At 71.5% G+C, this 23194-nt stretch carries 24 protein-coding genes; 10 read left to right on the top strand and 14 right to left on the bottom strand.

Annotation, left to right across the window (positions count from 1 at the left end; translation table 11 throughout):
- Positions 1-87: 87 nt before the first annotated feature.
- Positions 88-1005, bottom strand: coding sequence for a cation diffusion facilitator family transporter (locus CRP56_RS37480; RefSeq protein ID WP_257042059.1), 918 nt, complete (start codon positions 1003-1005; stop codon positions 88-90).
- Positions 1006-1215: 210 nt separating this feature from the next.
- On the opposite strand from CRP56_RS37480, the gene CRP56_RS37475 reads away from it, so the two are divergent.
- Both CRP56_RS37475 and CRP56_RS37470 read left to right on the top strand, forming a co-directional pair.
- Positions 1216-2244 carry a glutathione S-transferase family protein gene (locus tag CRP56_RS37475; RefSeq protein ID WP_097271745.1) on the top strand — a complete coding sequence of 343 codons (1029 nt, stop codon included), beginning with the start codon at positions 1216-1218 and terminating at the stop codon, positions 2242-2244.
- 23 nt (positions 2245-2267) lie between these two features.
- Positions 2268-2576 (top strand): DUF4235 domain-containing protein, encoded by a 309-nt coding sequence (locus tag CRP56_RS37470; RefSeq protein ID WP_097271743.1) that lies wholly within the window; start codon positions 2268-2270, stop codon positions 2574-2576.
- Positions 2577-2608: 32 nt separating this feature from the next.
- Here the strand turns inward: CRP56_RS37470 and CRP56_RS37465 are convergent, their stop codons facing one another.
- Both CRP56_RS37465 and CRP56_RS37455 read right to left on the bottom strand, forming a co-directional pair.
- Positions 2609-3001: a VOC family protein gene (locus CRP56_RS37465; protein WP_097271741.1), complete on the bottom strand. Its 393-nt coding sequence runs from the start codon at positions 2999-3001 to the stop codon at positions 2609-2611.
- Positions 3002-3230: 229 nt separating this feature from the next.
- Positions 3231-3950, bottom strand: a complete 720-nt coding sequence (locus CRP56_RS37455; RefSeq protein ID WP_097271739.1) for a TetR/AcrR family transcriptional regulator — start codon at positions 3948-3950, stop codon at positions 3231-3233.
- A 126-nt stretch (positions 3951-4076) separates the two neighbouring features.
- Between CRP56_RS37455 and CRP56_RS37450 the strand changes: the two genes are divergently transcribed.
- From CRP56_RS37450 to CRP56_RS37440, 3 genes are all read left to right on the top strand, one after another.
- Complete coding sequence (locus CRP56_RS37450; RefSeq protein WP_097271737.1) at positions 4077-5579, top strand: APC family permease; 1503 nt, start codon at positions 4077-4079, stop codon at positions 5577-5579.
- A gap of 79 nt (positions 5580-5658) precedes the next feature.
- A complete protein-coding gene (locus CRP56_RS37445; RefSeq protein ID WP_097271735.1) occupies positions 5659-7299 on the top strand; it encodes an amidohydrolase in 1641 nt (546 codons plus the stop codon).
- Positions 7300-7482: 183 nt separating this feature from the next.
- Positions 7483-9186: a hypothetical protein gene (locus CRP56_RS37440; protein ID WP_257041504.1), complete on the top strand. Its 1704-nt coding sequence runs from the start codon at positions 7483-7485 to the stop codon at positions 9184-9186.
- A gap of 58 nt (positions 9187-9244) precedes the next feature.
- On the opposite strand, the gene CRP56_RS37435 is transcribed toward CRP56_RS37440, so the two are convergent.
- The 6 genes from CRP56_RS37435 to CRP56_RS37410 all read right to left on the bottom strand — a co-directional run bounded on the left by CRP56_RS37435 (position 9245) and on the right by CRP56_RS37410 (position 14295).
- Positions 9245-10495 (bottom strand): cytochrome P450, encoded by a 1251-nt coding sequence (locus CRP56_RS37435; RefSeq protein WP_097271733.1) that lies wholly within the window; start codon positions 10493-10495, stop codon positions 9245-9247.
- Complete coding sequence (locus CRP56_RS37430) at positions 10492-11097, bottom strand: GTP-binding protein (protein WP_097271731.1); 606 nt, start codon at positions 11095-11097, stop codon at positions 10492-10494. Before CRP56_RS37430 ends, CRP56_RS37435 begins: the two co-directional genes overlap by 4 nt.
- Positions 11078-11449, bottom strand: a complete 372-nt coding sequence (locus tag CRP56_RS37425) for a DUF742 domain-containing protein (protein ID WP_059194658.1) — start codon at positions 11447-11449, stop codon at positions 11078-11080. Before CRP56_RS37425 ends, CRP56_RS37430 begins: the two co-directional genes overlap by 20 nt.
- On the bottom strand, positions 11446-11865 hold the full coding sequence (locus CRP56_RS37420; protein WP_097271729.1) for a roadblock/LC7 domain-containing protein: 420 nt from the start codon (positions 11863-11865) through the stop codon (positions 11446-11448). Before CRP56_RS37420 ends, CRP56_RS37425 begins: the two co-directional genes overlap by 4 nt.
- Positions 11866-11871: 6 nt before the next feature.
- Positions 11872-13596, bottom strand: coding sequence for an ATP-binding protein (locus tag CRP56_RS37415; RefSeq protein WP_097271727.1), 1725 nt, complete (start codon positions 13594-13596; stop codon positions 11872-11874).
- Between the two features lie 222 nt (positions 13597-13818).
- Positions 13819-14295 (bottom strand): GNAT family N-acetyltransferase, encoded by a 477-nt coding sequence (locus CRP56_RS37410; protein ID WP_097271725.1) that lies wholly within the window; start codon positions 14293-14295, stop codon positions 13819-13821.
- A 96-nt stretch (positions 14296-14391) separates the two neighbouring features.
- Between CRP56_RS37410 and CRP56_RS37405 the strand changes: the two genes are divergently transcribed.
- Together CRP56_RS37405 and CRP56_RS37400 are read left to right on the top strand one after the other, a co-directional pair.
- Positions 14392-14754 carry a DUF1304 domain-containing protein gene (locus CRP56_RS37405; protein WP_097271723.1) on the top strand — a complete coding sequence of 121 codons (363 nt, stop codon included), beginning with the start codon at positions 14392-14394 and terminating at the stop codon, positions 14752-14754.
- On the top strand, positions 14751-15308 hold the full coding sequence (locus CRP56_RS37400; protein ID WP_097271721.1) for a TetR/AcrR family transcriptional regulator: 558 nt from the start codon (positions 14751-14753) through the stop codon (positions 15306-15308). The genes CRP56_RS37405 and CRP56_RS37400 overlap by 4 nt, the downstream gene beginning before the upstream one ends.
- Positions 15309-15312: 4 nt before the next feature.
- Here the strand turns inward: CRP56_RS37400 and CRP56_RS37395 are convergent, their stop codons facing one another.
- Both CRP56_RS37395 and CRP56_RS37390 read right to left on the bottom strand, forming a co-directional pair.
- Complete coding sequence (locus CRP56_RS37395) at positions 15313-16164, bottom strand: hypothetical protein (RefSeq protein WP_097274826.1); 852 nt, start codon at positions 16162-16164, stop codon at positions 15313-15315.
- Positions 16165-16224: 60 nt separating this feature from the next.
- The gene (locus CRP56_RS37390; protein ID WP_097271719.1) at positions 16225-17181 is read right to left on the bottom strand and encodes a GlxA family transcriptional regulator; all 957 of its coding nucleotides are present in this window, start codon (positions 17179-17181) and stop codon (positions 16225-16227) included.
- 71 nt (positions 17182-17252) lie between these two features.
- Between CRP56_RS37390 and CRP56_RS37385 the strand changes: the two genes are divergently transcribed.
- Positions 17253-18203 carry an NADP-dependent oxidoreductase gene (locus CRP56_RS37385; RefSeq protein WP_097271717.1) on the top strand — a complete coding sequence of 317 codons (951 nt, stop codon included), beginning with the start codon at positions 17253-17255 and terminating at the stop codon, positions 18201-18203.
- A 1-nt stretch (position 18204) separates the two neighbouring features.
- Here the strand turns inward: CRP56_RS37385 and CRP56_RS37380 are convergent, their stop codons facing one another.
- Together CRP56_RS37380 and CRP56_RS37375 are read right to left on the bottom strand one after the other, a co-directional pair.
- Positions 18205-19311 (bottom strand): NAD(P)-dependent alcohol dehydrogenase, encoded by a 1107-nt coding sequence (locus CRP56_RS37380; RefSeq protein WP_097271715.1) that lies wholly within the window; start codon positions 19309-19311, stop codon positions 18205-18207.
- A 40-nt stretch (positions 19312-19351) separates the two neighbouring features.
- The gene (locus CRP56_RS37375; RefSeq protein ID WP_097274824.1) at positions 19352-20806 is read right to left on the bottom strand and encodes an aldehyde dehydrogenase family protein; all 1455 of its coding nucleotides are present in this window, start codon (positions 20804-20806) and stop codon (positions 19352-19354) included.
- A gap of 115 nt (positions 20807-20921) precedes the next feature.
- Between CRP56_RS37375 and CRP56_RS37370 the strand changes: the two genes are divergently transcribed.
- Both CRP56_RS37370 and CRP56_RS37365 read left to right on the top strand, forming a co-directional pair.
- The gene (locus CRP56_RS37370) at positions 20922-21359 is read left to right on the top strand and encodes a MarR family winged helix-turn-helix transcriptional regulator (RefSeq protein WP_097271713.1); all 438 of its coding nucleotides are present in this window, start codon (positions 20922-20924) and stop codon (positions 21357-21359) included.
- Between the two features lie 205 nt (positions 21360-21564).
- Complete coding sequence (locus tag CRP56_RS37365; protein WP_097271711.1) at positions 21565-21945, top strand: anti-sigma factor antagonist; 381 nt, start codon at positions 21565-21567, stop codon at positions 21943-21945.
- Positions 21946-21968: 23 nt separating this feature from the next.
- Here CRP56_RS37365 and tuf read toward each other — a convergent pair whose 3' ends face one another.
- Positions 21969-23162 (bottom strand): elongation factor Tu, encoded by a 1194-nt coding sequence (gene tuf, locus CRP56_RS37360; RefSeq protein WP_097271709.1) that lies wholly within the window; start codon positions 23160-23162, stop codon positions 21969-21971.
- Between the last annotated feature and the right edge of the window lie 32 nt (positions 23163-23194).

Raw genomic sequence — 23194 nt, 5'->3', positions numbered from 1 at the left:
GCGACCAGCTCCGGCGAGCCGGAAAAAGATCTTCGGAAAAAATTCGGGACGGGGTGCATGAAGCCCCGTCGGCCGGGCACCAGCACGTCAGGCCCCGCCGCGCTCCCCCGTCGCGGCGGGGCTTTCTCGTGCCTCGTGCGCGGGCCGGTCGGTGATGTCGAGGAAGATCTGGTCGGCCTCGGTGAAGGTGTCGGCGACGTGCCGCTTGATGCGTACGGCGACCTCCTCGACCTGCTCGCTGTCCAGCCCCGGCACCAGGTCGACGCGTGCCGCCACCAGGACCGATTCCAGGCCCGTCTTCATCGTGAACAGTGCCTCCACGCTGTCGATCTCGGGCTGCTCCCGGAGCACCGCCCGGATCCGGTCGCTCGTCTCCGCGTCGACGGCCTCCCCGATCAGCTGGTCGCGCGCCTCACGGCCCAGCCGGTAGGCGACGTAGACGAGCAGCGCCCCGATCGCCAGCGACGCGGACGCCTCCCACACCACCTGCCGGGTGATCATGTGCAGGGCCATGCCGGCCATGGCCAGGCTGACGCCCAGCACCGCCGTGCCGTCCTCGGCGACGACCGTGCGCAGCGCCGGGTCGCGCAGGCCGTCGCCCATGCCGCCCTGCCGGCGCGTCTGGTAAAGCGCCCGCGCCAGCGACGCGCCCTCGGCGACGAAGGCGACGCCCAGGACGACGAGCCCGGCGATGTATCCGCTGAGTTCCTCCTCGGCTCCGTTGCGCAGTGCCTCGAAGCCCTGGAAGAAGGAGAAGCAGCCGCCCATGACGAAGATCCCCACGGCGGCGAGCAGCGACCAGAAGAAGCGCTCCTTGCCGTAGCCGAAGGGGTGCCGTCGGTCGGCGGGGCGGCGGCTGCGGCGCAGGGCGGCCAGGAGGAAGACTTCGTTGAGGCTGTCGGCGACCGAGTGCGCGGCCTCCGACAGCAGGGCCGGGGAGTGCGCGAGCAGACCGCCGACGGCCTTCGCGACGGCGATGACCAGATTGGCGGCGAGCGCCACCAGGACGGTGACCCGTGTTCTGCGGTCCGCCTTCCCGCCCGCCGCCGCCTCTGCCGGGGCCTGGCGCCGTGTGTTCGGGGATGCGTTCGAGGTCGTGTTCGAAGATGTCCCACTCACCTTCGCCGACTGCCCCGACTGGCGGGGCTCACACGCCGAAATCTGGGAACGCGGTCATGGACACCCGCACGGCGACAGGGCACGACAGGAGGCGGCATGACTGGCTCGGACGGAGGCAACAGCGCGTACGGGAGCAAGGCGTTCCAGCGGTCCAAGGCCCACTTCGCGGACCGGATCACCGCGGACGGCCGCGACGGCTGGCCGGTGGAGCCCGGCCGCTACCGGCTGGTGGTCAGCCGGGCCTGCCCCTGGGCGAGCCGCGCCCTGGTCTCCCGGCGGCTGCTGGGCCTGGAGGGCGCCCTGTCGCTCGCGGTGGCCGACCCGATCCAGGACGACCGCAGTTGGCGCTTCACCCTCGACCCCGACGGCCGCGATCCGGTCCTGGGCATCCGCTACCTCAGCGAGGCCTACGACCGGCGGGAGACCGACTACCCGGGCGGGGTGAGCGTGCCGGCGATCGTGGACGTGCCCAGCGGGAAGCTGGTCACCAACGACTACCAGCAGCTCACCCTCGACCTGGCCACCGAGTGGCGCGCCCTGCACCGGGAGGGCGCCCCCGACTTGTATCCGGAGGCGCTGCGCGACGAGATCGACGCGGTGATGGCGGACGTCTACGAGGACGTCAACAACGGCGTGTACCGGGCGGGCTTCGCCACCGAGCAGGCGGAGTACGAGGCCGCCTGCTCGGCGGTGTTCCGGCGGCTGGAGCTGCTGACGCCGCGGCTCGCCCGGCAGCGCTATCTGGTCGGCGACACGATCACCGAGGCGGACATCCGGCTGTTCACCACGCTGGTGCGTTTCGACGCCGTCTATCACGGCCACTTCAAGTGCAACCGCTGGAAGCTGGCGGAGAACAAGGTGCTGTGGGGGTACGTCCGCGATCTCTACCAGACGCCGGGTTTCGGTGACACCGTCGACTTCGACCACATCAAGCGGCACTACTACCAGGTGCACACCGGCATCAACCCGACGCGGATCGTGCCGCTGGGACCGGATCTGTCGGGCTGGCTGACCCCGCACCACCGCGAGGAGCTGGGCGGCCGGCCGTTCGGCGACGGGACTCCGCCGGGGCCGCCGCCGCCCGACGAGCAGGTGTCGCCCCAGGGCCGGCCCACACCGAAGTAGCGGAACGGACGAAGGAGAGACTCATGGCCAGGAAGAACAAGAAGAAGCTGAAGCTCCCCCTCGCCTACAAGCCCCTGGGTTTCGTGCTGGGTTGGTCGAGCGGGGCGCTGGCCGGGATCGCGTTCCAGAAGACGTGGAAGGTGATCCGGCACGAGGACAATGCGCCCGATGCCCTGGACCGGGACCGGAGTTGGGGCGAGATCCTGTTCGCGGCGGCCGTGCAGGGCGCGATCTTCGCGGTGGTGCGCAGCGCGGTGGACCGCACGGGCGCGAAGGCCATCGAGCGGTCCACCGGCGTCTGGCCGACCGCCGACGACGGCGGCCGGGACTGATGTGACGTCAACTCCGCCTGCGCACCCCGCCGTCAGCCCGTCTTGGGCGCGGTCGGGGTGACGCGGCGCAGGGTGAAGGAGTGGCCCGCCGGGTCGGCGTAGCCGCGCTCCTCGAACGGGCCGGAGGCGTCCTTAGTCTCCAGCGGGCGCCCACCGAGCCCGATGACCCTGCGCTCCGCCTCGTCCAAGTCGTCGACGACGAAGTCGAGATGGGCCTGCAGGGAGTTCTCGGGGCGCGGCCAGCTCGGCGGCGTGGCGTTCATGTCCCGGCGGAACGCCATCCGTATCCCGTCGGCCCCCCTGATCTCCACGCGGTTGGCGGTCGCGTCCGTCTCCTCGCCCTCCAGGAACTCCTTGTAGAACCCGGCGAGCTTCTCCGGCTCGGCGCAGTCGAGCACCACGACGCCCGCTTTCACCAGTGCCATGTCTCCTCCGTACGGTCCGGGGCGCGGGGCGTTCGTGCCCCGCGGCCCTGTACCTCACGGATAACCCGGTCCGCCCGGTTCAGTCGGCGGTCGCGACCCAGACGTCCTCGTCGTGCTCCAGGCGGTAGAGGGTGTCGTGCTTGCGCTGTTTCGCGGGACGTGCGGGCGGGCTCGCCATCGGTGCTCGGCCTCCTGAAGTCATCGGGAAGGGCCGTGGACAGTCTCCCGGTCAGGTGTCCGCCCCGTCCCGGATCTCGGCGAGCCGGGCCGCCGCCGCGCTCAGCAGCAGGTCCAGTGCCATCGGATACGAGCTGCGCGGCATGTCCGTCACGAGGTGGCGGGCGGTCGCGGCGATGTGCGGGTGGGTCTCGGCGGGCAGCCGGGCGTACGTCGCCCGCCACACGGACGCCTCCGCCTCCCGGGCCGACCGGGGCAGGGCCGTGCTCGCCGAGTCCAGGGCGGCGAAGGCGAGCGCCTGGTCGACGAAGGCGTGGTAGATCCGTACCGCGTCGGCGTCCGGGAACCCCGCGTCGCGCAGCACGCCGATGATGGTCTCCACGGCCTGGATCTCGTGGTCGCGCCCGGTCACCCGGTGCGAGCTGAGGACCGCGGCCCGGGGGTGGGCGAGCGCCCCGGCGTGCATGCGCAGGCCCAGGTCCCGCAGGTCGGCGCGCCAGTCGCCGGTGGGCCGCCAGCTGCGCAGGGTGCGGCCGATCAGCTCGTCGGCGACGGCGAGCATCAGGTCGTCGGTGTGCCGGAAGTACCGGTAGAGGGAGCTGGGGTCGGCGCCGAGGGCGCGGCCGAGGCGGCGTACCGAGAGGGCCTCGGCGCCGTGCTCCTCGATCAGCCGCATGGCCGTCTCGACGATCAGCTCCTCGGACAGGACGACGCCCTGCTTGGTGGGCCGTCTGCGCTGCCGCGCGGTGGGCGGGACGACGCGGTCGGTCATGGCGTGCCTCCGGGGGTCCGATGGCCGCACCTTATGACAACACCGTTGACCTGTTAACCCCCCGGCCAGTTTCATGTCGCCTCACCGGGGCCGACCAGGCCCCCCGGTGCGAGCGGAGAACCGGCCATGCCCGACACACCACCACCCCACGCGTCTCCCGCGCAGCCGGTGCTGCGCAAGTCCCTCGGCGTCCTGGACGGCGTCGCCATCGCCGCGTCCAGCACGGCCGCGACCACCAGCATCGGCATCGGCCTCGGGGTCACGGCCGGGGTCGTCGGACTGCACCTCCCGGCGATCATGCTGCTGGCGTTCCTGCCGGTGCTCGGCATCGCCGGCGCCTACGCCCGGCTCAACCGCGTCGAGCCGAACGCCGGCAACGGCTATGTGTGGGTGGGCCGTTCACTCACTCCCTGGCTGGGCTTCCTGGTCGGCTGGGTGAACATCGTGGCGACGGTGGCGTTCCTCGCCTACACCACGGCCGTCACCGGCTCGGCGCTGATCCAGCTGGCCGGGGACGCCGGGGTGCACCGGCTCGGCGGCCTGACGCTGGACCCCGGGTCGACAGCCCAGACGACACTCCTCGGGGTCGTGGTCCTCGCCGCGGTCACCCTGACCGCCGTCACGGGCGTGCGCACCGCGGCCAGGGTGCAGGCCGGACTCCTGGTCTTCGAGTACGTCGTACTGCTGGGCTTCTGCGGATACGGCATCGTCACCGGCCCGCACGCCTTCAGCTGGAGCTGGTTCGACCCGTTCGAGATCCCGTCCGCGACCGCGCTGGCCCAGGGGCTGCTGCTGTCGGTGTTCTGTTACTGGGGTTTCGAGGCCGCGTTCAGTGTCTCCGAGGAGGTCCGCGACCCCCGGGACGCCTCCCGCGCGGGCCTGACGACGCTGTTCACCATGCTCGGGCTGTTCCTCATCGGCTCGATCGCCTTCCAACGCGTGCTGTCCGAGCAGGAGTTGGCCGGGCACGGCGCCGAAGGCCTCGCCTTCTTCGGCGACCGGCTGGCCTCCCAGCCGCTGGCCGCGCTCCCGCTGGTGGCGCTGATGTTCTCCGCGGTCGCCTCGCTCCAGGCCGGCGTGATCCCGACGGCCCGCGGCATGTTCGCGATGAGCCGGGACCGTACGCTCGGTCCGGTGTGGTCCAGGGTCAGCCGCCGGTACGGCACTCCCGCCGCCGGAACCGTGCTGATCGGCGCGCTGGCGGCCGGGGTCGCGCTCCTCGCCCTGGTCATTCCCCGCCTGGCGGACATGATCATGGCGACGGTGAGCGCCATCGGCATCGTGGTGGCCCTGTCGTACGCGCTGACCGCCCTCGCGGCCGCCGTCCGCTTCCGTTCGCTGCTGCGCGAGGACTGGCGGGAGGGCGTACGGGCCGTGGTGCTGCCGACGCTCAGCGCGCTGGCCCTGCTCGGGCTCGGCGGCTATCTCGGCTGGTCCTTCTACACCTCCACCGATCACTTCGCGCTCCGCGCGGACAACGGCTGGTTCCTGCTCAGCACTCCCCTGGCGATGATCGCGTCCGGCTTCGTGGCCGCCGCGTGGGCCAAGTGGGTGCGCGGCTCGGCCTACTTCCGCACCGGCGAGGGCACCGACGCGGACTCCCCACGCCTCATCCCGACACCCCACTGAGCGCTCCGCCGACCGCCTCCCAGACCCCGCGCCCCTTCGAGGCGCGCCGAAGCCCACCCGATCTTCCAGGAAACGGACCATGTACGCAGATCTGCTCTTCACCGGCGGCCCCGTCCTCACCCCCGAGGGCCGCACCGCGACCGCCGTCGCCGTCAGCGGCGGCCGCATCACCGCCGTAGGGCGGGACCAGGTCCTGGACCTGCGGGGGCCTCGGACCGAAGTGGTCGACCTCGCCGGGCGGTTGCTGCTGCCGGGCTTCCAGGACGCGCATGTGCACCCGGTGCCGGCCGGCCTCGAACTGACGCAGTGCGATCTCACCGGCACGAGGACCGCCGCGGAGACGGTCGCCGCCGTGCGCGCCTACGCCGACGCGCATCCCGAGCGGGCGTGGATCACCGGCGGCGGCTGGTCCATGGAGGCCTTCGAGGGCGGCACGCCGACGAAGGAGCTGCTCGACGCGGTCGTCCCCGACCGGCCCGTGTACCTGCCCAACCGGGACCATCACGGCGCCTGGGTCAACAGCCGCGCCCTCGAACTGGCCGGCGTCACCCGCGACACGCCCGACCCGGCCGACGGACGCATCGAGCGGGACGCGTCGGGCTCGGGCGAGCCGAGCGGCACCCTCCAGGAAGGGGCGATGCAGCTCGTCGGACGCCTCGCCCCCGCGGCCACCCCGGCCGACCGGCTGGCCGCCCTGCTGCACGCCCAGCGTCATCTGCACGCGCTCGGCATCACGGCCTGGCAGGACGCTCTCGTCGGGGACTTCCTCGGCATGGACGACCCCGCGGAGGCGTATCTGACGGCGGCCCGGGACGGCTCGCTGACCGCGCGTGTCGTCGGCGCCCTCTGGTGGGACCGGGAGCGCGGGGCCGAGCAGATCCCCGAACTCGTCGAGAGGCGAGCCGCGTTGAGCCACGGCCGGTTCCGGGCGGGCACGGTCAAGCTGATGCTCGACGGGGTCGCCGAGACCGGGACGGCGGCGCTGCTCGACCCGTATCTGGACCGGTGCGGCTGCGCCACCGCCAACCGCGGCACCAGCTTCATCGATCCCGGTCAACTCCCCAAGTACGTGACCGAGTTGGACGAGCTCGGCTTCCAGTGCCACTTCCACGCCCTGGGCGACCGCGCCGTACGCGACGCGCTGGACGCGATCGAGGCCGCGCGCACCGCGAACGGACACCGCGACACGCGGCCCCACCTGGCACATCTTCAGGTCGTTCACCCCGACGACGTACCGCGGTTCGCGCAACTCGGCGCCACCGCCAACATCCAGCCGCTGTGGGCGGCGCACGAACCGCAGATGGACGAGCTGACCATCCCGTTCCTGGGACCCGAACGGGCCGCGTGGCAGTACCCGTTCGGTGCGCTGCTGCGGTCCGGCGCCAGGCTCGCGGCGGGCAGTGACTGGCCGGTGAGCAGCCCCGATCCGCTGGAGGGCATCCATGTCGCGGTCAACCGGCGGGCGCCGGACGCGGACGGCGCGCCGGTGTTCCTGCCGACCGAACGCATCGGTCTCACCGAGGCGTTGACGGCGTACACGGCGGGTTCGGCGTATGTGAACCATCTCGACGACACCGGGGAGGTGCGCGCGGGGGCGCTGGCGGACCTGGTCGTGCTGGACCGCGACCCGTTCGATGCTCCGCCCGCGGAGATCGCCAAGACGCGCGTGGCGCTGACGTACGTCGGGGGCGCGCGAGTATACGCAGCTCAAGAGGCATGAGCAGTAACGGAGATCACGGTCGGGTCACGGCGTAGATCATCTACTCTCTGGGAAGTCTCGTTCCGCTTCTCGATTCAACTTTCGCGCCACGAAGGCGAGTTCGAGTGCATGGGCGGTCTCCCCCTGGACCGCCCACTTCCAGGGGTGGGGGGTTTCTGCGCGCCGTCTCCCGAAAGGAACCACATGCCTCAGGCCGTCACGTCCGACCTGCCCTCCGACGCCCCCACCGGCCACCACCAGTCCACGGAGGCGGGCGACGCCCTGATCCGCCTCCTGACGCGGCACATCAAGGGACTCACCGAGCGACACCGAAGTTCCCAGACCTCCGTTCAGCAGCGGCTGGACGCGCTCCGCTCCCCCCACGCCGGGTCCGCGCTGCGGCTGGAGGGAGCCCTCCAGTCGGCGCGGCCCGCGTTCCTGCCCCCCGATGAGCAGGGCCTCGCCCGGCTGCGGCAGCTGGACGCCGGCCTACGGGTGATAGCGGCCGCCTTCCCCCAGGTCAGCACCGACGTCGAGATATGCCGGCTGACCTGCACGATGCTGGAGGGCGCCTGGCGCAGCCGGGCGCTGACGCCGCCGCGCGAGGAGGAGCAGCCGGCGGTCTGCGACTGTGCGCTGTGCGGCCGGCTGCCCACGCCCCCCGTCCGCACACTGGACGACTACGACTGGCGGCACAGCGCCGGCCGTCCGCTCGCCGTCAAGACCTGGCCCTACCGCCGGGAGCTCGACAGCGTCCTGACCGGGGGCTGGTCCTGGACCCGGCAGATGAACGACCTGGAGCACGACCTCGGCCACCGGAACCGCTACGAGGACGACATCCTCGTCTTCCACGAGTACAAACGCGTGATCGACACCATCGACACCAGCCGCCTCACCCAGCTCATCGAGGACCGCCTGGCGGAGAACTTCAGCATCAACACGGCACGGGCCCTGGTCGCCGGCCTGTTCGCGGCCCACAAACGGGCCGTCGACGAGTACTGGCTCCAGCAGCACAGCACGGGCGCCGTCACGCTCCCCCAGTCCAACCCGCTGAGCCACAGCACCTATTCGGCCCTCCAGATGATGGACTGCCTGTTCTGGCACGTCGCGCCCGACACCGAGCTGTGGCAGGAGGAGAACCTCGCCTCGCTGCTGCTGTGCCGGGTCATCGACGACATGGCCGACGTCCGGGCCGACGCCCTCACCGGCGAGATCAGCAACTTCTGGCTCGCCGGCCTGCCCACCCACACCAAGGCCCTCTACGGCGCCAGTGCCATCGCCCTCGTCAAGTACGGCTGCACGCCCGAGGCGCACGACCCGATGTGGAACACCTGGCTGATGACCACGACCATCGTGTGGATGGGGCTCACCGGCCGCCACGCCCTGTGGTTCGACGGCATCACCGAGGGCCTCCCGCCCGCCGAGGCCTGCCCGCTGTGCGATCTGCAGCCCAACCCGTGCACCGGCATCCTCACCGACGGCACCACGCTCACCGTCGCCCCGCGGGCGACCGTACCGGCGCTGAGCGCCCGGGCCGCCGAGCTGTCCGCACGGTGCCAGGAGCAACACCCGCGGGCCTGGCCCCTGTTCGACGCCGAGCTGCACGCCTTCGAGGCCGTGCACGGCCCGTGGTCCGGCGATGTCGACAACGCGTGGGAGATCCTGCGCCGCACCTTCATAGCCGGAGTGGAGTCCTCCATGGCCCCCTCGCCGGGCCGTGCCCGGGCCGTCCAGGTGGACGCCGGGGTGGTCGGGGCCGAGCGGTTCCACGCCCTGCACGACCCGCGGACCGGCAGGGAGGACATCGCGCTGCTGGCGTACATGTTCGCCTGCGCGCATCCGCATTTCCTGTGGAACGCCATGGGATACGTGCCCACGGACGTGGCCGGGGACTGGCTCGACGGCTGACCCCGCAGACACCGCCGCCGCCCGGGCCGGATTCCCGGCCCGGGCGGCGGTGGTGGTGTCAGACCGAGAACTCGACCGGCAGGCTGTCGAGCCGGGACTCCCAGGTGGAGGCGGTCGAGGAGAGCTCCTCCGGCGGCCCGGCCAGCCGCAGGCCCGGCAGCCGGTGCAGCAGGACGTCGACACCGATCTCGATGATGGACTGGCCGATGCTCTGTCCCGGGCACTCGTGCGGTCCGGAGCTGAACGCCAGGTGCGAGTGGTTGCCCTGCACGGTGACGGCCGCGTCGGGCCGTACCTCCGGGTCGACGTTGCCGGCGGCCAGGCCCAGGATCAGCAGTTCGCCCTCCTGGATGTGATGGCCGCCCAGTTCCAGGTCGGACGCGGCGAACCGGCCCGGCAGCACGGACAGCGGCGGGGTGTCCCACATGACCTCCTCCACCACGGAGGAGATGGTCAACTGCCCGCTGACCAGACCCGACAGCCGGCCTGCGTCGGTGAGGACCAGTTGCAGCACCCGGGCCAGCAGGTTGCTGGTGGTGGTGTGCGCGGCGATCAGCACCAGCCGCAGATGGCTGACGACCTCGTCGTGGTCGAGGCCCGCCGGGTGCTGGATGAGGGCCGTGGCGAAGTCGGAGCCCGGCTCGGCCCGCTTGCGCTCGGCGAGTTCGGAGAGGATCTGCATGATCCGGCCGTTGTGCTCCAGGGCGCCCTCGCCGCCCTTGAGAACCTGGGCGCACGACTCGACCAGCCGGCGCCCTTCGGCCAGGGGAAGGCCCAGGATCCGGGTGAGCACCAGCATCGGCAGGTACTCGGCGTAGTCGGCGACCAGGTCGGCCTGCCCGGTGTCGGCGAACGCGTCGATCTGCTTGTTCGCGAAGAACGTGGCATGGCGCCGCACACCGCGGCTGGACGCCGCGAGCAGCCCTTCGGTGACCGCGCCGCGCAGCCGGCGGTGCGGTTCGCCGTCCTGGGAGATGCAGTCGGGCCGCCAGCCGATCATCGGGATCAGCGGGTGTGTCTCCGGGATGTGTCCCTCGCGCCAGTCCCGCCAGATCCGCGCGTCCCGGCTGAACTGCCGCGGGTTGTCGAGCACCCGCCGGTTGTCCCGGTAGCCGAGGACCAGCCACGCGGGCACGTCGCCCTCCAGCAGCACCGGCGCGACCGAACCGTGCTCCTTGCGCAGCCGCTCGTAGATCCCCTGCGGATCGGTCGCCGCCTCCGGCCCGTACAGCCGGGCGACGTCGGCTCCGCCGTGGGCGACGGGGCAGCCGCGCGGGGTGTCGGCGCCGTTTAAGGGCTGATCGGTCATCGGGACTCCAGAGCGACGGCGGAGCGGTCCTTCAGGTGACGTATCAGGGTGACCAGTACGTCCCGGCTGGAGGCCCGGTCGCGGGCGTCGCAGGCCACGACCGGGATGTGCTCGGGGATGTCGAGGGCGTCGCGGATCTCCTCGACCGGGTAGTCCTTGGAGTCCGGGAAGACGTTCAGGGCGACGACGAAGGGGACGTTCTGCCGCTCCATCTCCTCGATCGCCCGGAAGCTGGAGGCGAGCCTGCGGGTGTCCACCAGCACGACCGCGCCGAGCGCGCCCTTGAACAGGCCGTTCCACAGAAACCAGAACCGCTCCTGGCCGGGGGTGCCGAACAGGTACAGCATCAGGCTGTCGTTGAGGCTGATCTTGCCGAAGTCCAGGCTGACGGTGGTCTCCGTCTTGTCCGCGACGCCGATCAGGTGGTCGACGTCGGCGCTGGCCTGGGTGAGGGTCTCCTCGGTGGTCAGCGGCTTGATGTCGCTGACCGAGCGGACCATCGTGGTCTTCCCGGTGCCGAAGCCGCCGGCGATCATCACCTTCACCGAGCGGGTGCCCTCGTCACCCGGCCCGCCGGGGTGGTCAAAGCCTTTCAAGTCCACTGAGTACCTCCTCAAGCAGCGCGAGGTCGGGCCCGCGGCGGGCGTCGTGCGCCGGGATGGGGTCACGGGCTTCCACGCGGTCTGCCTCCAGCAGGTCCGCCAGCAGCACCGCGAGTATGTTGAACGGCAATCCGAGGTGGGCGCCCAGTTCGGCGACCGACAGCGGATCACGGCAGCGCCGGAGGATCTCCTCGTGCTCGTGCTGCATCCCCGGGGCGGGGGCGGTGCGGGAGACGATGAGGGTCGCCACGTCGAGACTCGACGCCGAACCGCCCGGTCCGCTACGTCCTCCGGTGAGGACGTAGTAACGCTCGAGACCGGACGGGTCCGTGGGCCGGCGGGGAGCACTCATGCAGAGTGCTCCTCCAGCCGCGGAGTGGTGCCGAGGAGCTCGCCCATCCTGCGGGCCAGATCCCTCATCTGGTGCCCGAGCAGGCCCTGGTCGAGGCCTTCCCGGGCGAGCACGCCGAGATACGTCTCCACGCCCGCGCGGACGACGAAGAGGTGGCCGCCGTCGACCTCGATCATCGCCAGCCGCAACTGACCCAGCTGTCCGCTGGGCCGGGCGAACTGCTCCGCGACGGGCTGGGCCAGCGCCTGCAGGCCGGCCACCACCGCCGCGAAGCGGTCCACGTCGTCGGGGTCCTCGGCGCCGAAAGAGGTGATGGCCTTGCCGTCGCTGGAGGCCACGAGGGCGAAACGGATCTCCGGGATGGACTCCACGAGATCGCGGAGCGCCCAGCTCACGTCGGTTCCCTGTTGCGTCATGTCGACTCAGTCGCTCTCTTCAGTGCGGTGCTCGGTGGACTCGCGGCCGTCGGCCGGGGCGCCGTTGCCCCGGGCCGGGTCGGACTCGCGTCCGGCGGTGGCGAAGGCGGCCAGGCCGGCGAAGGACGCGTCCGGCGGGACGGAGGAGACGGCCGACGTCTCCTCCGGGGTCCGCTCGGTGCGCTCGCCCGGCTGGTGCCGGGCCTCCTCGCTCCGCCTGCTTCTTCGCCGGGGCAGTCCGCCGGGCGTGGTCTCCGCGGTCTCACCGACTTCGACGGTCTCCGCCAAGGCGGTCGGGGGCGTCGGGGTCTCCTCCCTGACGGGGGCCGGGGCGGAGGCCTGCACCACCGGGGCCGCCGTGGGCAGCGGGCTGAAGTACTTGTGCGGGACCACCACGACCACCGAGGTGCCGAGCCAGGGCGAGTCCGCGAAGGTGACGCGGATGCCGTAGCGCCGGGCGAGGATGCCGACGACCCGCAGGCCGATGGTGGCGTCCTCGGAGACTCCGCCGAGTCCGGGACCGGAGCCGGTGCCGGCGAGGGCCTGTTCGGCCTCGCGCTTCTTCTCCTCGTTCAGGCCCTTGCCGGAGTCCTGGATCTCGATGCCGACGCCGTTCGGCACCTCCTTGCCGGAGACGAGCACCGGCTCGGTGGGCGGCGAGTAGCGGGCCGCGTTGTCGAGGAGGTGGGCGAAGATCAGCGTCAGGTGGTCCACCAGACCGCCGTCGACGCCGAGTTCGGGCAGCTGGCGTACGTCGACCCGGTGGAAGTCCTTGATCCGGCCGATGCCGCCGCGGACCACGCTGAGCAGCCGCTGCGGTTCCTGCCACTGCCGGCCGGGCCGGTCCGAGCCGCCCAGCACGCCGATGCTGGCGGCGAGACAGTCGGCGGGGCCGATCTCCTGGTCGAGTTCCATGAGTCCCCGCGCCACGGAGGGCAGCCGGCCGTGCTCGCCCTGCATCTCGTGCAGTCGGCCGCGCAGCTTGCTGGTCAGCACGTGGATGCGGTTGCCGATGCCGATGACGGCCTGCTCGGCGGCGGTGGACCGGTCGAACTCGCGCTCGACGCCGATGAGCGCGGTCCGCAGGACCTTGCGCAGCTCGGTCTGGAGCTCGGAACTCACCTTGGCGCACTGGTTGGTGGCCGGCAGCAGGTCGTCGACGGCGTCACCGGCGCGCAGTTGCTCCAGTGCCTCGGGCAGCTGCTCGTCGGCGAGCCGGGCGACGGCGGAGAGCTGGTGGGCCAGCTGATCCTGCCAGACCTCGGCCTGGTCGGCGAGCTGGGCCTCGTACGACGCGGCCTGCTCGGTCAGCCGCCCCTCGTAGGCGCGGGCCTGTTCGGCGAGTCGCTCCTCGTAGCCGGCGACCTGCTCGGCGAGCCGGTCCTCGTAGCCCGCGGCCTGGTCGGCGAGCCGGGCGTCCTGGGCGGCATGCTCGGCGGCGAACTTCCGCTCCAGGCCCGCGACATGCTGCTGCCACTGCTGGGAGTGCTCGGCCTGCGCGTTGCGGAAGCCGCTCTCGGCCCGGTGGAGCTGCTTGCGGGTGCGGACCAGGAGCCGGACGCACACCGTGCTGGCCGCCGTAGCGGCGGCGCCGGCGACGGCCGCGGTTATTCGCTCCGAGCTCATGAACGTGGCGGCAACCGTCCCGCCTCCTAAGGCCAGCGGCATCAGCCACCAGCTGTACCAGGCGACCGGGGCCCGCGCCGCCGGCGGCGGAGTGGCGAGTTCCATCTGCATCCTTCGAGGCAACACGATCGAACAGGGGGGTGTGCAAGGGGGAGCGCACTGTCCAATGCGCACCGCAAGATGACCGATCACGACCGGGTCAACTCGCAGCGCCGCAGGGGAGCTTATCGGGTTTGAACCCGAAAGGATCAACTCCCGGGGCCCGCCGGAGGTGAGGGTTCCGTCACGCTCAGCCAGTATCGAACAGTCGACAAATACCCACTCCGGTCAAAGAGTCCGGCGCAGAGTGAGCAACTGCGGGCCGAAGCCGTTGCGTTCGTAGAAGCGGATCGCGTCCGTGTTGGCGGCGTAGGCGGTCACCTCGACCTGCTCGGCACCCGCACCCTTGGCCCAGGCGAGGAACTCCCCCATCAGGCCGGCCCCGGCCCGCGCCCGCCGGTGCGCCGGGCGGACGTACATGCTGATCAGCGTGGCCGAGGAGACCAGCCGCTTGTCCGTCGGCCCGGTCACCGAGCCCATCAGATGACCGACGACCTGCCCGCCGTGGTCGACCACGAGCACCAGCCGCGTCGGGTCCTCGATGGCGGCGGCGAACGACTCCGCGCCGTGCTCCCGGGGCCAGTTGACGTTGATGGCCGGGTCGCGGGTGCCGCCGTCCTCCGCGAAGAGCCCCGCGCTGGAGGCGACGAGTCCCGGTATGTCCTCCGTGCGGGCCCGCCGCACGATCACGCCCTGATCACTCATGCTCACACCCTAGCGATCACCCCTGACATCCTGGACACCTGTCCAGGTATAGTGGACACCTGTCCAACAAGTAGACGCAGGCAATCGAGGGAGATCATGGAAGCCGTCGCGAACGTTCTGGTGGGCCTGGTGGCCGCGCTGCACGCGTACATCCTGGTGATGGAGATGTTCCTGTGGCAGAAGAAGCCGGGGATGCGCTTCCACGGCTTCGACCGGGACATGGCCAAGGCGACCGCCGCGATGGCCGCCAACCAGGGCCTCTACAACGGCTTTCTCGCGGCCGGCCTGGTCTGGGGCCTGATCGCCGCCGACCCGACCGGCTTCCGCGCCCAGGTCTTCTTCCTGTCCTGCGTGATCGTGGCGGGCGTGTACGGCGCGGTCACCGCCAACGTCCGCATCCTCGTCGCGCAGGCCCTGCCCGGTGCGCTGGCGCTGGGCGCGGTCCTGCTGGCGCGGTGACGGCCGCCGAGGACCCGCGGGCGGCCCGGACGCGACAGAAGCTGCGCCGGGCACTGCTCGCCGAGTGCGCCGAACGCCCGCTCGCCGAGGTCGGGGTGGCCGCCCTGGTGCGCCGGGCGGGGGTCGGCCGGGCCACGTTCTACGTCCACTACGCCGACCTGGAGGCCCTGGCCGTCGACGCCTGCGCCGATGTCGTACGCGAGGCCGTGGAGGCGCTGCACGCCTGGCGCGGCCGGCCCGACCCGGTGCACGCGCCGCCCGCGCTGCCGGAGTTCTTCGCCTCGCTCGCCCCGCACGCCGGGCTGTACCGGGCTCTGTTGAGTCCTGGTGGCGGCGGTCCGCTGGGCCGGGTGCTGCACCGGGACCTGCGGGCCTACAGCCTGCGCGAGCGGGAACTGGCGGGCGCCGCGGACGCCCCGCTGGTGGCCTCGGCGGTCGCCGCGACCTTCGCCGGGGTGCTGGCCGACTGGCTGCACGGCCTGCTGGACGGCGACGCGGGTGACATCGCCGACCAGGTCTGGCAGTTGCTGGTCGCGCTGCACGCGAGCCGGTGAGGGATCAGGCGCAGAGCTTGCCCTGCACCCGCGGCCAGGCCTCCACACCGTCGGGTGTGCGGACGTAGGCCGTGCCCTTGTCTGCCGTCAGCCACAACTGCCAGTCCCCCCGGCGGTATCCGGTGTCCTGGGCCCCGGCGGGCAGGCGGACGTCCCCTTCGTAGGGCGCCGTCAGCATGTCGTCGCCGAGCACCCCGTGCGGATCGCGGGCGTAGATCTTGCCGTCCCTGCCCTCGCCCAGACCCAGGAAGTGCGCGTCCTGCCAGTCGCAGTGGGCGGGGCCGACCGAGCTGCTGATGACGGTGAGCGGCACCCGCTTGCCGCTGCGGTCCGTCCAGACCTCGTAGTCCTGGGTGTCGGTGAAACTCGGATCGAACTCCGCGGGATCGCAGGAGGCGCTGGTCTCGGGTCCCCAACCGGGCCTGTACCGCTGGTCCTTGGCGACGATCACCGCCACCTTGGTCCGGCCGTCGACGTCGTACGAGAACAGGACGCGGCCGCCCTCCTCGCGCTCCACCCGGTAGCCCTCCCGCGGCACGCCGGGCTGCTCGATGTCGAAGTACGCCTTCAGCCCCTCCTCCGGCGTCTCTCCCCCGTCGCCCTCGCTCCACGGCTCGCTGCCGCCGGCGCTGTTGATCGGCCAGTCGCACTCCAGGGCGCGGGCCGCGGCGCCGGTGTTCACGAGGTCGGAACGGTCCCCCTTCTCCTCGTCCCAGGCCTTGCCGGGGATGTGGAGCGGCCCGCTGTAAGGCGTGGGCGGGGCCGTGCCCGCGACCACGAGGTCGTCCTCGGCAGCACCGCATCCCACCGCCGCCACGGCCGCCAGCGCCGTCACGGCCACGAGTCCTCTGCGCATCTCCACCCCTGTTCACCCGCCGCGGTTCCGTTCCTCCGACGCGGCCGTGCGGGGAAACGTTCAGTGGGCCGCCTGGAACGTACGCCGGTACGCCTGCGGCGACACCCCGATCGCCGCGTGCAGATGCTGGCGCAGGGAGGCGCCGGTGGCGAAGCCGACCGCGCCGGCGATCTGGTCCACCGACAGGTCGCTGGACTCCAGCAGGTGACGGGCGCGGGCCACGCGCTGCTGGATCAGCCAGCGGCCGGGGCTGACGCCCACCTCGTCGTGGAAGCGGCGGGCGAAGGTGCGCAGGCTCATCCGGGCATGGGCGGCGAGGTCGGTCAGGGCGAGGGGCTCGTCGAGGCGCTCCAGGGCCCAGGCGCGGGTGGCGGCGGTGCTCGCGGCGCCGCTCGGCGGAACCGGCTGCTCGATGTACTGGGCCTGGCCCCCGTCCCGGAAGGGCGGCACGACACAACGCCGGGCCACCGCGTTGGCCAGCTCGCTGCCGTGGTCGGTGCGGACGATGTGCAGGCAGACGTCCACGCCGGAGGCCGCGCCGGCCGAGGTGAGGATGCGGCCGTCGTGGACGAACAGGACGTCCGGGTCCAGCTCGACGTCCGGGTGGAGCCGCCGGAGCGCCTCGGTCACCTGCCAGTGCGTCGTGGCCCGGCGGCCCTTCAGCAGGCCGGCGGCCGCGAGCACGAAGGCCGCCGTGCAGATGGACACGATGCGGGCGTCCGGGCGGATGAGCGCGAGCGCGGCGGCGACCTCGGCGGGCAGCTCGGTGGGGATGTACTCCGTAGCCATGGAGGCGACCACCACGGTGTCGGCCGTGGCGAGGATCTCCGGGCCGTGCTCGACCCCGATCGTGAAGTCCGCGTTGCTGCGCACCGGCCGGCCGTCGACGCTGCACGTCAGCACCTCGTAGTGCCCGTCGGCGGCGCCGAAGATCCGGCTGGGGATGCCCAGCTCGAAGGGGTAGACGCCCTCCAGGGCCAGGACCACGACTCGTTCGACCCGCCGCTGCGCACTCATGGCACGATTCTATCGGATGTTGGCAATCATGCCATTTTCCGAGAAGGCGGCCCCCGGCAGGCTGGTTGACCATGAGCACTGTGAAGACGATGCGAGCCATCAGCCAGGACGTCCTCGGCGGTCCCGAGGTCCTGAAGGAGATCGAGGTGGAGCGGCCCGAGCCGCGCACCAACGAGGTACTGGTCCGGGTCCGGGCCGCCGGGGTCAACCCCACCGACTGGAAGCACCGCGCCACCGGCGGCTTCCTGGGCGAGCCGCCCTTCGTCCTGGGCTGGGACGTCTCCGGCGTGGTCGAGGCGGTCGGGATCGGCGTCGCCCGGTTCAAGCCGGGCGACGAGGTGTTCGGCATGCTGTCGTACCCGTACGGCCATGGTTCGCACGCCGAGTACGTCACCGGCCCGGCGCGCTGGTTCGCGCACAAGCCGGCCTCGATCGACCACACGGAGGCGGGCGCGCTGCCACTGGTCTCGCTGACCGCCTGGCAGGCGCTGGTGGAGTACGCCGACGTGCAGCCGGGGCAGCGGGTGCTGATCCACGCGGCGGCCGGCGGCGTCGGGCATGTCGCGGCGCAGATCGCCAAGGCGCGGGGCGCGTATGTGATCGGCACGGCGAGCGCGGGCAAGCACGAGTTCCTGCGCGGGCTGGGCGTGGACGAGGCGATCGACTACCGGGAGACGGACTTCGCCGAGGCGGTCAAGGACGTGGATGTCGTCCTGGACACGATCGGCGGTGACACGTCCGTGCGCTCGCTGCGGGTGCTGCGGCCGGGCGGGATCGTGGTGTCGATCCTGCCGGTGGGCTCGAACGACTTCTTCGAGGAGGCCGAGCGGCTCGGTGTCCGGGCGCTGCGCATGCTGGTCGACGCCTCGCACAGCGGGATGGCGGCGATCGCGGAACTGGTCGAGGCGGGGAAGCTGCGCCCCACGATCGCCGGCACCTTCCCGCTGGCCGACGCCGCCGAGGCACACGCCCTCGGCGGCACCGGCCGGACCACGGGGAAGCTGGTCCTGGTGACGGACTGACTCAGAAGGTCAGCACGGGCTTGATCGCCTTGCCCGCGCCCATGTCCCGCACCGCCTGATCGATGTCCGCGAACGCGTACGTGCTGATCAGGCGGTGCAGCGGGAGCCGCCCCTCCTTCACCAGCCGGACCAGGGCGGGGATGAAGGACTGGGTCTCGGCGTCACCCAGGGTCAGACCGACGACCCTCTTGCCGCCGAGCAACCCGTTGACGTCCAGGGCGACTTCGGTGCCGAACGGCGGGGCGCCGACGACGACCAGGGTGCCGCGGGCGCCGAGCGCGTCCACGCCCTGGCGGAGCACGCCGACGTTGCCCGTGGTCTCGACGACCCCGTCGGCGCCCTGGCCGCCGGTGATCTCGGCGAGGGCCTTGCCGAGGTCCTCGTCGACGGCGTTCACGACATGGGTCGCCCCCAACTCCCGCGCCAGCGTGAGACGTTCGCCGACCCGGTCGACGGCGACGATCGTCGTGGCGGGGGTCAGGGCGGCGGCCATGACCGCGGACAGGCCGACCGCTCCGGCGCCGAGGACGACGACCGTGCTGCCGGTGACCGGCTTCAGTACGTTCCAGACCGCGCCGACGCCGGTCTGCACCCCGCAGCCCAGCGGGGCGATCGACGTCAGCGGCACCTCGGGGTCGACCTTGACGAGGCTGCGCTCGTCCACCAACGCCCGTTCGGCGAAGGAGGACTGGCCGAAGAAGTGGCCGCCCAGCGGTTCGCCGCCCCGGCTGATGGTGCTGCTGCCGTCGGCCCGCCGGCCGCCGATGAGGTTGAGCGGCAGCCAGGTGGCGCAGTACGCGGGGTGGCCGCCGTCGCAGTTGCGGCAGGCGCCGCAGGACGTGAAGGACAGCACGACATGGTCGCCCGGCGCGACCCCGGTGACGGCCGGGCCCACGGCCTCGACGACCCCGGCGCCTTCGTGGCCGAGCACCCCGGGCAGCGGGAAGGGCAGACCGCCGCTCGCGACCCCGAGGTCGGTGTGGCACAGCCCGGTGGCCACCATGCGGACGACCGCCTCGCGGGGTCCCGGCTCGTCGAGCTCGACGTCGGCGAGGGTGAAGGGCGCCCCGCCGGACTCGACGACCGCGGCACGGGTGGGGATGGACATCGTACGAACTCCCTTGTCTTTGCAGCCGGTTCGGGGCGGTTCAGCCGAGCGAGACGACGACGGACTTGACCTTGGTGTAGGAGGCGAGCGCCTCGGGGCCGTACTCGCGGCCGAAGCCGGAGTCCTTGACGCCGCCGAAGGGGACCGCGGGGTCGAGCATCGCCCAGTCGTTGACCCAGACGATGCCCGCCTGGAGCCGGTCGGCGACGCGGTGGGCGCGGGCGAGGTTGCTGGTCTGGATGCCCGAAGCCAGGCCGTACGGCGTGGAGTTGGCGAGGCGGACGGCCTCGTCCTCGGAGTCGAAGGGCTGCACGGTGAGGACCGGGCCGAAGATCTCCTCCTGGATCACCCGGGAGTCGTTCGGGAGGTCGGCGATGACGGTGGGCTTGTAGTAGTAGCCACCGTCGAGGTCGAGGCGTTCGCCGCCGCAGACGATGCGGCCGCCTTCCTTGCGGGCGAGTTCGACGTACTCCTCGACCTTCTTGAGGTGCCTCTCCCCCGCCATCGGGCCGACGACCGTCTCCGGCTGCCGCGGATCGCCCAACGGCACGCCGGGCACGGCCTGTTCGAGGATGCCGAGCAGGGTGCTGTGGACGGAGCGGGCGACCAGCAGCCGGGGACCGCCCATGCAGAACTGGCCGGAGTTGAAGACGAAGGCCTTGATGATCGCGCCGACCGCCTGCTCCAGGTCGGCGTCCTCGAAGACGATGTGGGCCGCGTTGCCGCCCAGTTCCATGGTGACGGGCTTGAGGTTCTCGCCGGCGACGCTCGCGGCGTGCCGGCCGACCGCGGTGGAGCCGGTGAAGGCGATCTTGTCGACGCCGCTGTGCCGCAGGAGGGCCTCTCCGGCGACCGGTCCGGCGCCGGTGACGACGTTGACCACGCCGTCGGGGACACCGGCCCGCCGGAACAGCTCGGCCATGTAGAGCGCGCTGAGCGGGGTCTCGTCGGCGGGCTTGTGCACGACCGTGTTGCCGGCCGCGAGCGCCGGGGCGATCTTCGAACCGGCCAGGATCAGCGGGAAGTTGAACGGGGTGATCGCGGCGACCACACCGAGCGGCTCGCGCCGGGTGTAGGCGAGGGCGTTCATCGGGGTGTCGCGGTGGGAGCCGTGCAGGGAGTGGGCGAGGGCGGCGAAGTGCTCGTAGTCGTTGGCCGCGTTGGTGACGTCGACGGCGTGGGCGAGCGTGATCGGCTTGCCGACGTCGAGGCTCTCCAGACGGGCGATGTCGTCGGCGTTCTCCCGGATGAGCTCGGCGACGCGGTGCAGCACCCGGCCGCGCTCCCGGCCGCTGAGTCCGGACCAGGAGCCGTCCTCGTAGGCCTCGCGCGCGGCCCGCACGGCGGCGTCCACGTCGGCGGCGCCCGCCTCGGCGACGGTGGTGACGACCGTACCCCGCGACGGGTCGACCACCTCGGTGCGGGCCCCGTCGGCGGCCTCGCGCCACTGTCCCCCGATGAACAGCCGCCCGGGTTCGATCTCGAAGGTGGTCATCACCACTCCTCAGCCTCATTGCCAAGATTTCAACCAACAGGATTCCTGTTGGTTCGCAGGTATGTCCGCAGTCTCATTACAGACAGGTTTCCTGTCAATGCCCTAGGGTGAAGTCATGCTCGACACCCAGGCGACCAAGACGGCCCCGTCCCTGCTCTACATGGTCAAACAAGTGGAACTCGTCGTCCGGTCCCACCTCGACGAGCTGGTCAGGCCGTCCGGGATCACGGCACTCCAGTACACCGCGCTGACCGTCCTGGAGCGACACGACGGACTGTCGGCCGCGCAGCTCGCGCGCGACTCCTTCGTCACGGCCCAGTCGATCGCCGATCTCGTCCGGTCACTGGAGAACCGCGAGCTGGTGCGCCGGGAGCGCAATCCGCGCAACCGCCGGGAGCTGCTCATCCTGCTGACCGACGCCGGGCGCGAGCTGCTCACGCAGTACGAGGAGCCGGTCCGCGAGCTGGAGGAGCGGATGGTCCGCGAGCTCACCGCGCACCAGACCGAGCAGTTCCGCCAGGCCCTGTCCCGCGCCTGGCACGCCTTGTCCTGAAGCTGGGGCGCAATTCACAGACATATGTCAATCGAACATGCTCAAATTCACTCCATCGAGGGTAACTTGCAGGGCGGGGAAAGAACTTGAACGCACACCGGGGGCGGTGACAGGCGGCGGCTCGTACGCTCGCTGCACGATGTCACCCCAGCCCCCGGTGACCTGCACCCCGTCGCTCGAAGGGCCGGTTGGAGGCGATGTCGTCGTGCAGCAGGAACCTGCGCCGATCGGTCGACACCTGCGCGTCCGCGAGGACCGGGGGCACACCGTGCTGGAGTTCCGCGGCGAGATCGACATCGCGGCCGCCCTGGAGATCGTCCCGCACCTGGACCGGGCGACCGGACGTGAGCACCCCCGGGTCGTGATCGACCTGCGGCAGGTGGAGTTCTTCGACTGCTCCGGCCTGCGGCTGCTCTACCGCGCCCGCAGCAGGGTGCTCGACCACGACGGGCAGCTGCGCCTGGTCTGTGTGCACCCCCTCACCCTGCGCATCATGAAGGTCACCGGACTGCACCGATTACTGCCGCCGCACGCGACGCTGGACGCGGCCCTGGGACAGTCCGAGGCCACGTCCGGGTCGCTGTGACCTCTGGGCCGCTGTGACCGCGCCTACTTGAGGATCCTGGTGACCTGACCGGCGCCGACCGTCCGCCCGCCCTCGCGGATGGCGAACTTCAGCCCCTCCTCCATGGCGACGGGCTGGATCAGCTGCACGTTCATCGTCGTGTTGTCGCCCGGCATGACCATCTCGGTGCCCTTGGGCAGCGTCACCACGCCGGTGACGTCGGTGGTGCGGAAGTAGAACTGCGGGCGGTAGTTGTCGAAGAACGGCGTGTGCCGGCCGCCCTCGTCCTTGGACAGGATGTACGCGCGCGCCTCGAACTCCTTGTGCGGGGTGACCGAGCCCGGCTGGATGACGACCTGTCCGCGTTCGACGTCGTCGCGCTTGATGCCGCGCAGCAGCAGGCCCACGTTCTCGCCCGCCCGGCCCTCGTCGAGGAGCTTGCGGAACATCTCGATGCCGGTGACGGTCGTCCTGGTCTTCGTCTCGTGGATGCCGATGATCTCGACCTCCTTGTTGACGTGCAGGACCCCGCGCTCGATCCGGCCGGTGACGACGGTCCCGCGCCCGGTGATCGTGAAGACGTCCTCGATCGGCATCAGGAACGGCTTGTCCACGTCCCGCTGCGGCTCGGGTACGGCCGTGTCGACGGCGTCCAGCAGCTCCAGCACCGAGCGCGTCCACCGCTCGTCGCCCTCCAGCGCCCTGAGCGCGGAGACCTGGACGACGGGGACGTCGTCGCCGGGGAACTCGTACTCGGTGAGCAGCTCGCGCACCTCCAGCTCGACCAGCTCCAGGATCTCCTCGTCGTCCACCATGTCGGTCTTGTTGAGGGCGACGACGATGTACGGCACCCCCACCTGCCGGGCCAGCAGGACGTGTTCCTTGGTCTGCGGCATCGGCCCGTCGGTGGCGGCGACGACGAGGATCGCGCCGTCCATCTGGGCCGCGCCGGTGATCATGTTCTTGATGTAGTCGGCGTGGCCGGGGCAGTCGACGTGCGCGTAGTGCCGGCGCTCCGTCTGGTACTCGACGTGGGCGATCGAGATGGTGATGCCGCGCTGCCGCTCCTCGGGCGCCTTGTCGATCTGGTCGAAGGGCGTGAACGGGTTCAGGTCGGGAAACCTGTCGTGCAGCACCTTCGTGATGGCCGCGGTGAGCGTGGTCTTGCCGTGGTCGATGTGCCCGATGGTGCCGATGTTCACATGCGGTTTGGTCCGCTCGAACTTCGCCTTCGCCACTGGGGCCTCCAGGTCACCTGAGGGGTGCCGGG

The sequence above is a fragment of the Streptomyces sp. TLI_55 genome, assembly GCF_900206255.1.
GTDB lineage: Bacteria > Actinomycetota > Actinomycetes > Streptomycetales > Streptomycetaceae > Streptomyces > Streptomyces aquilus.
The sequence above is the reverse complement of the archived record's forward strand: the minus strand, read 5'-3'. Positions and strand labels throughout refer to the sequence as shown.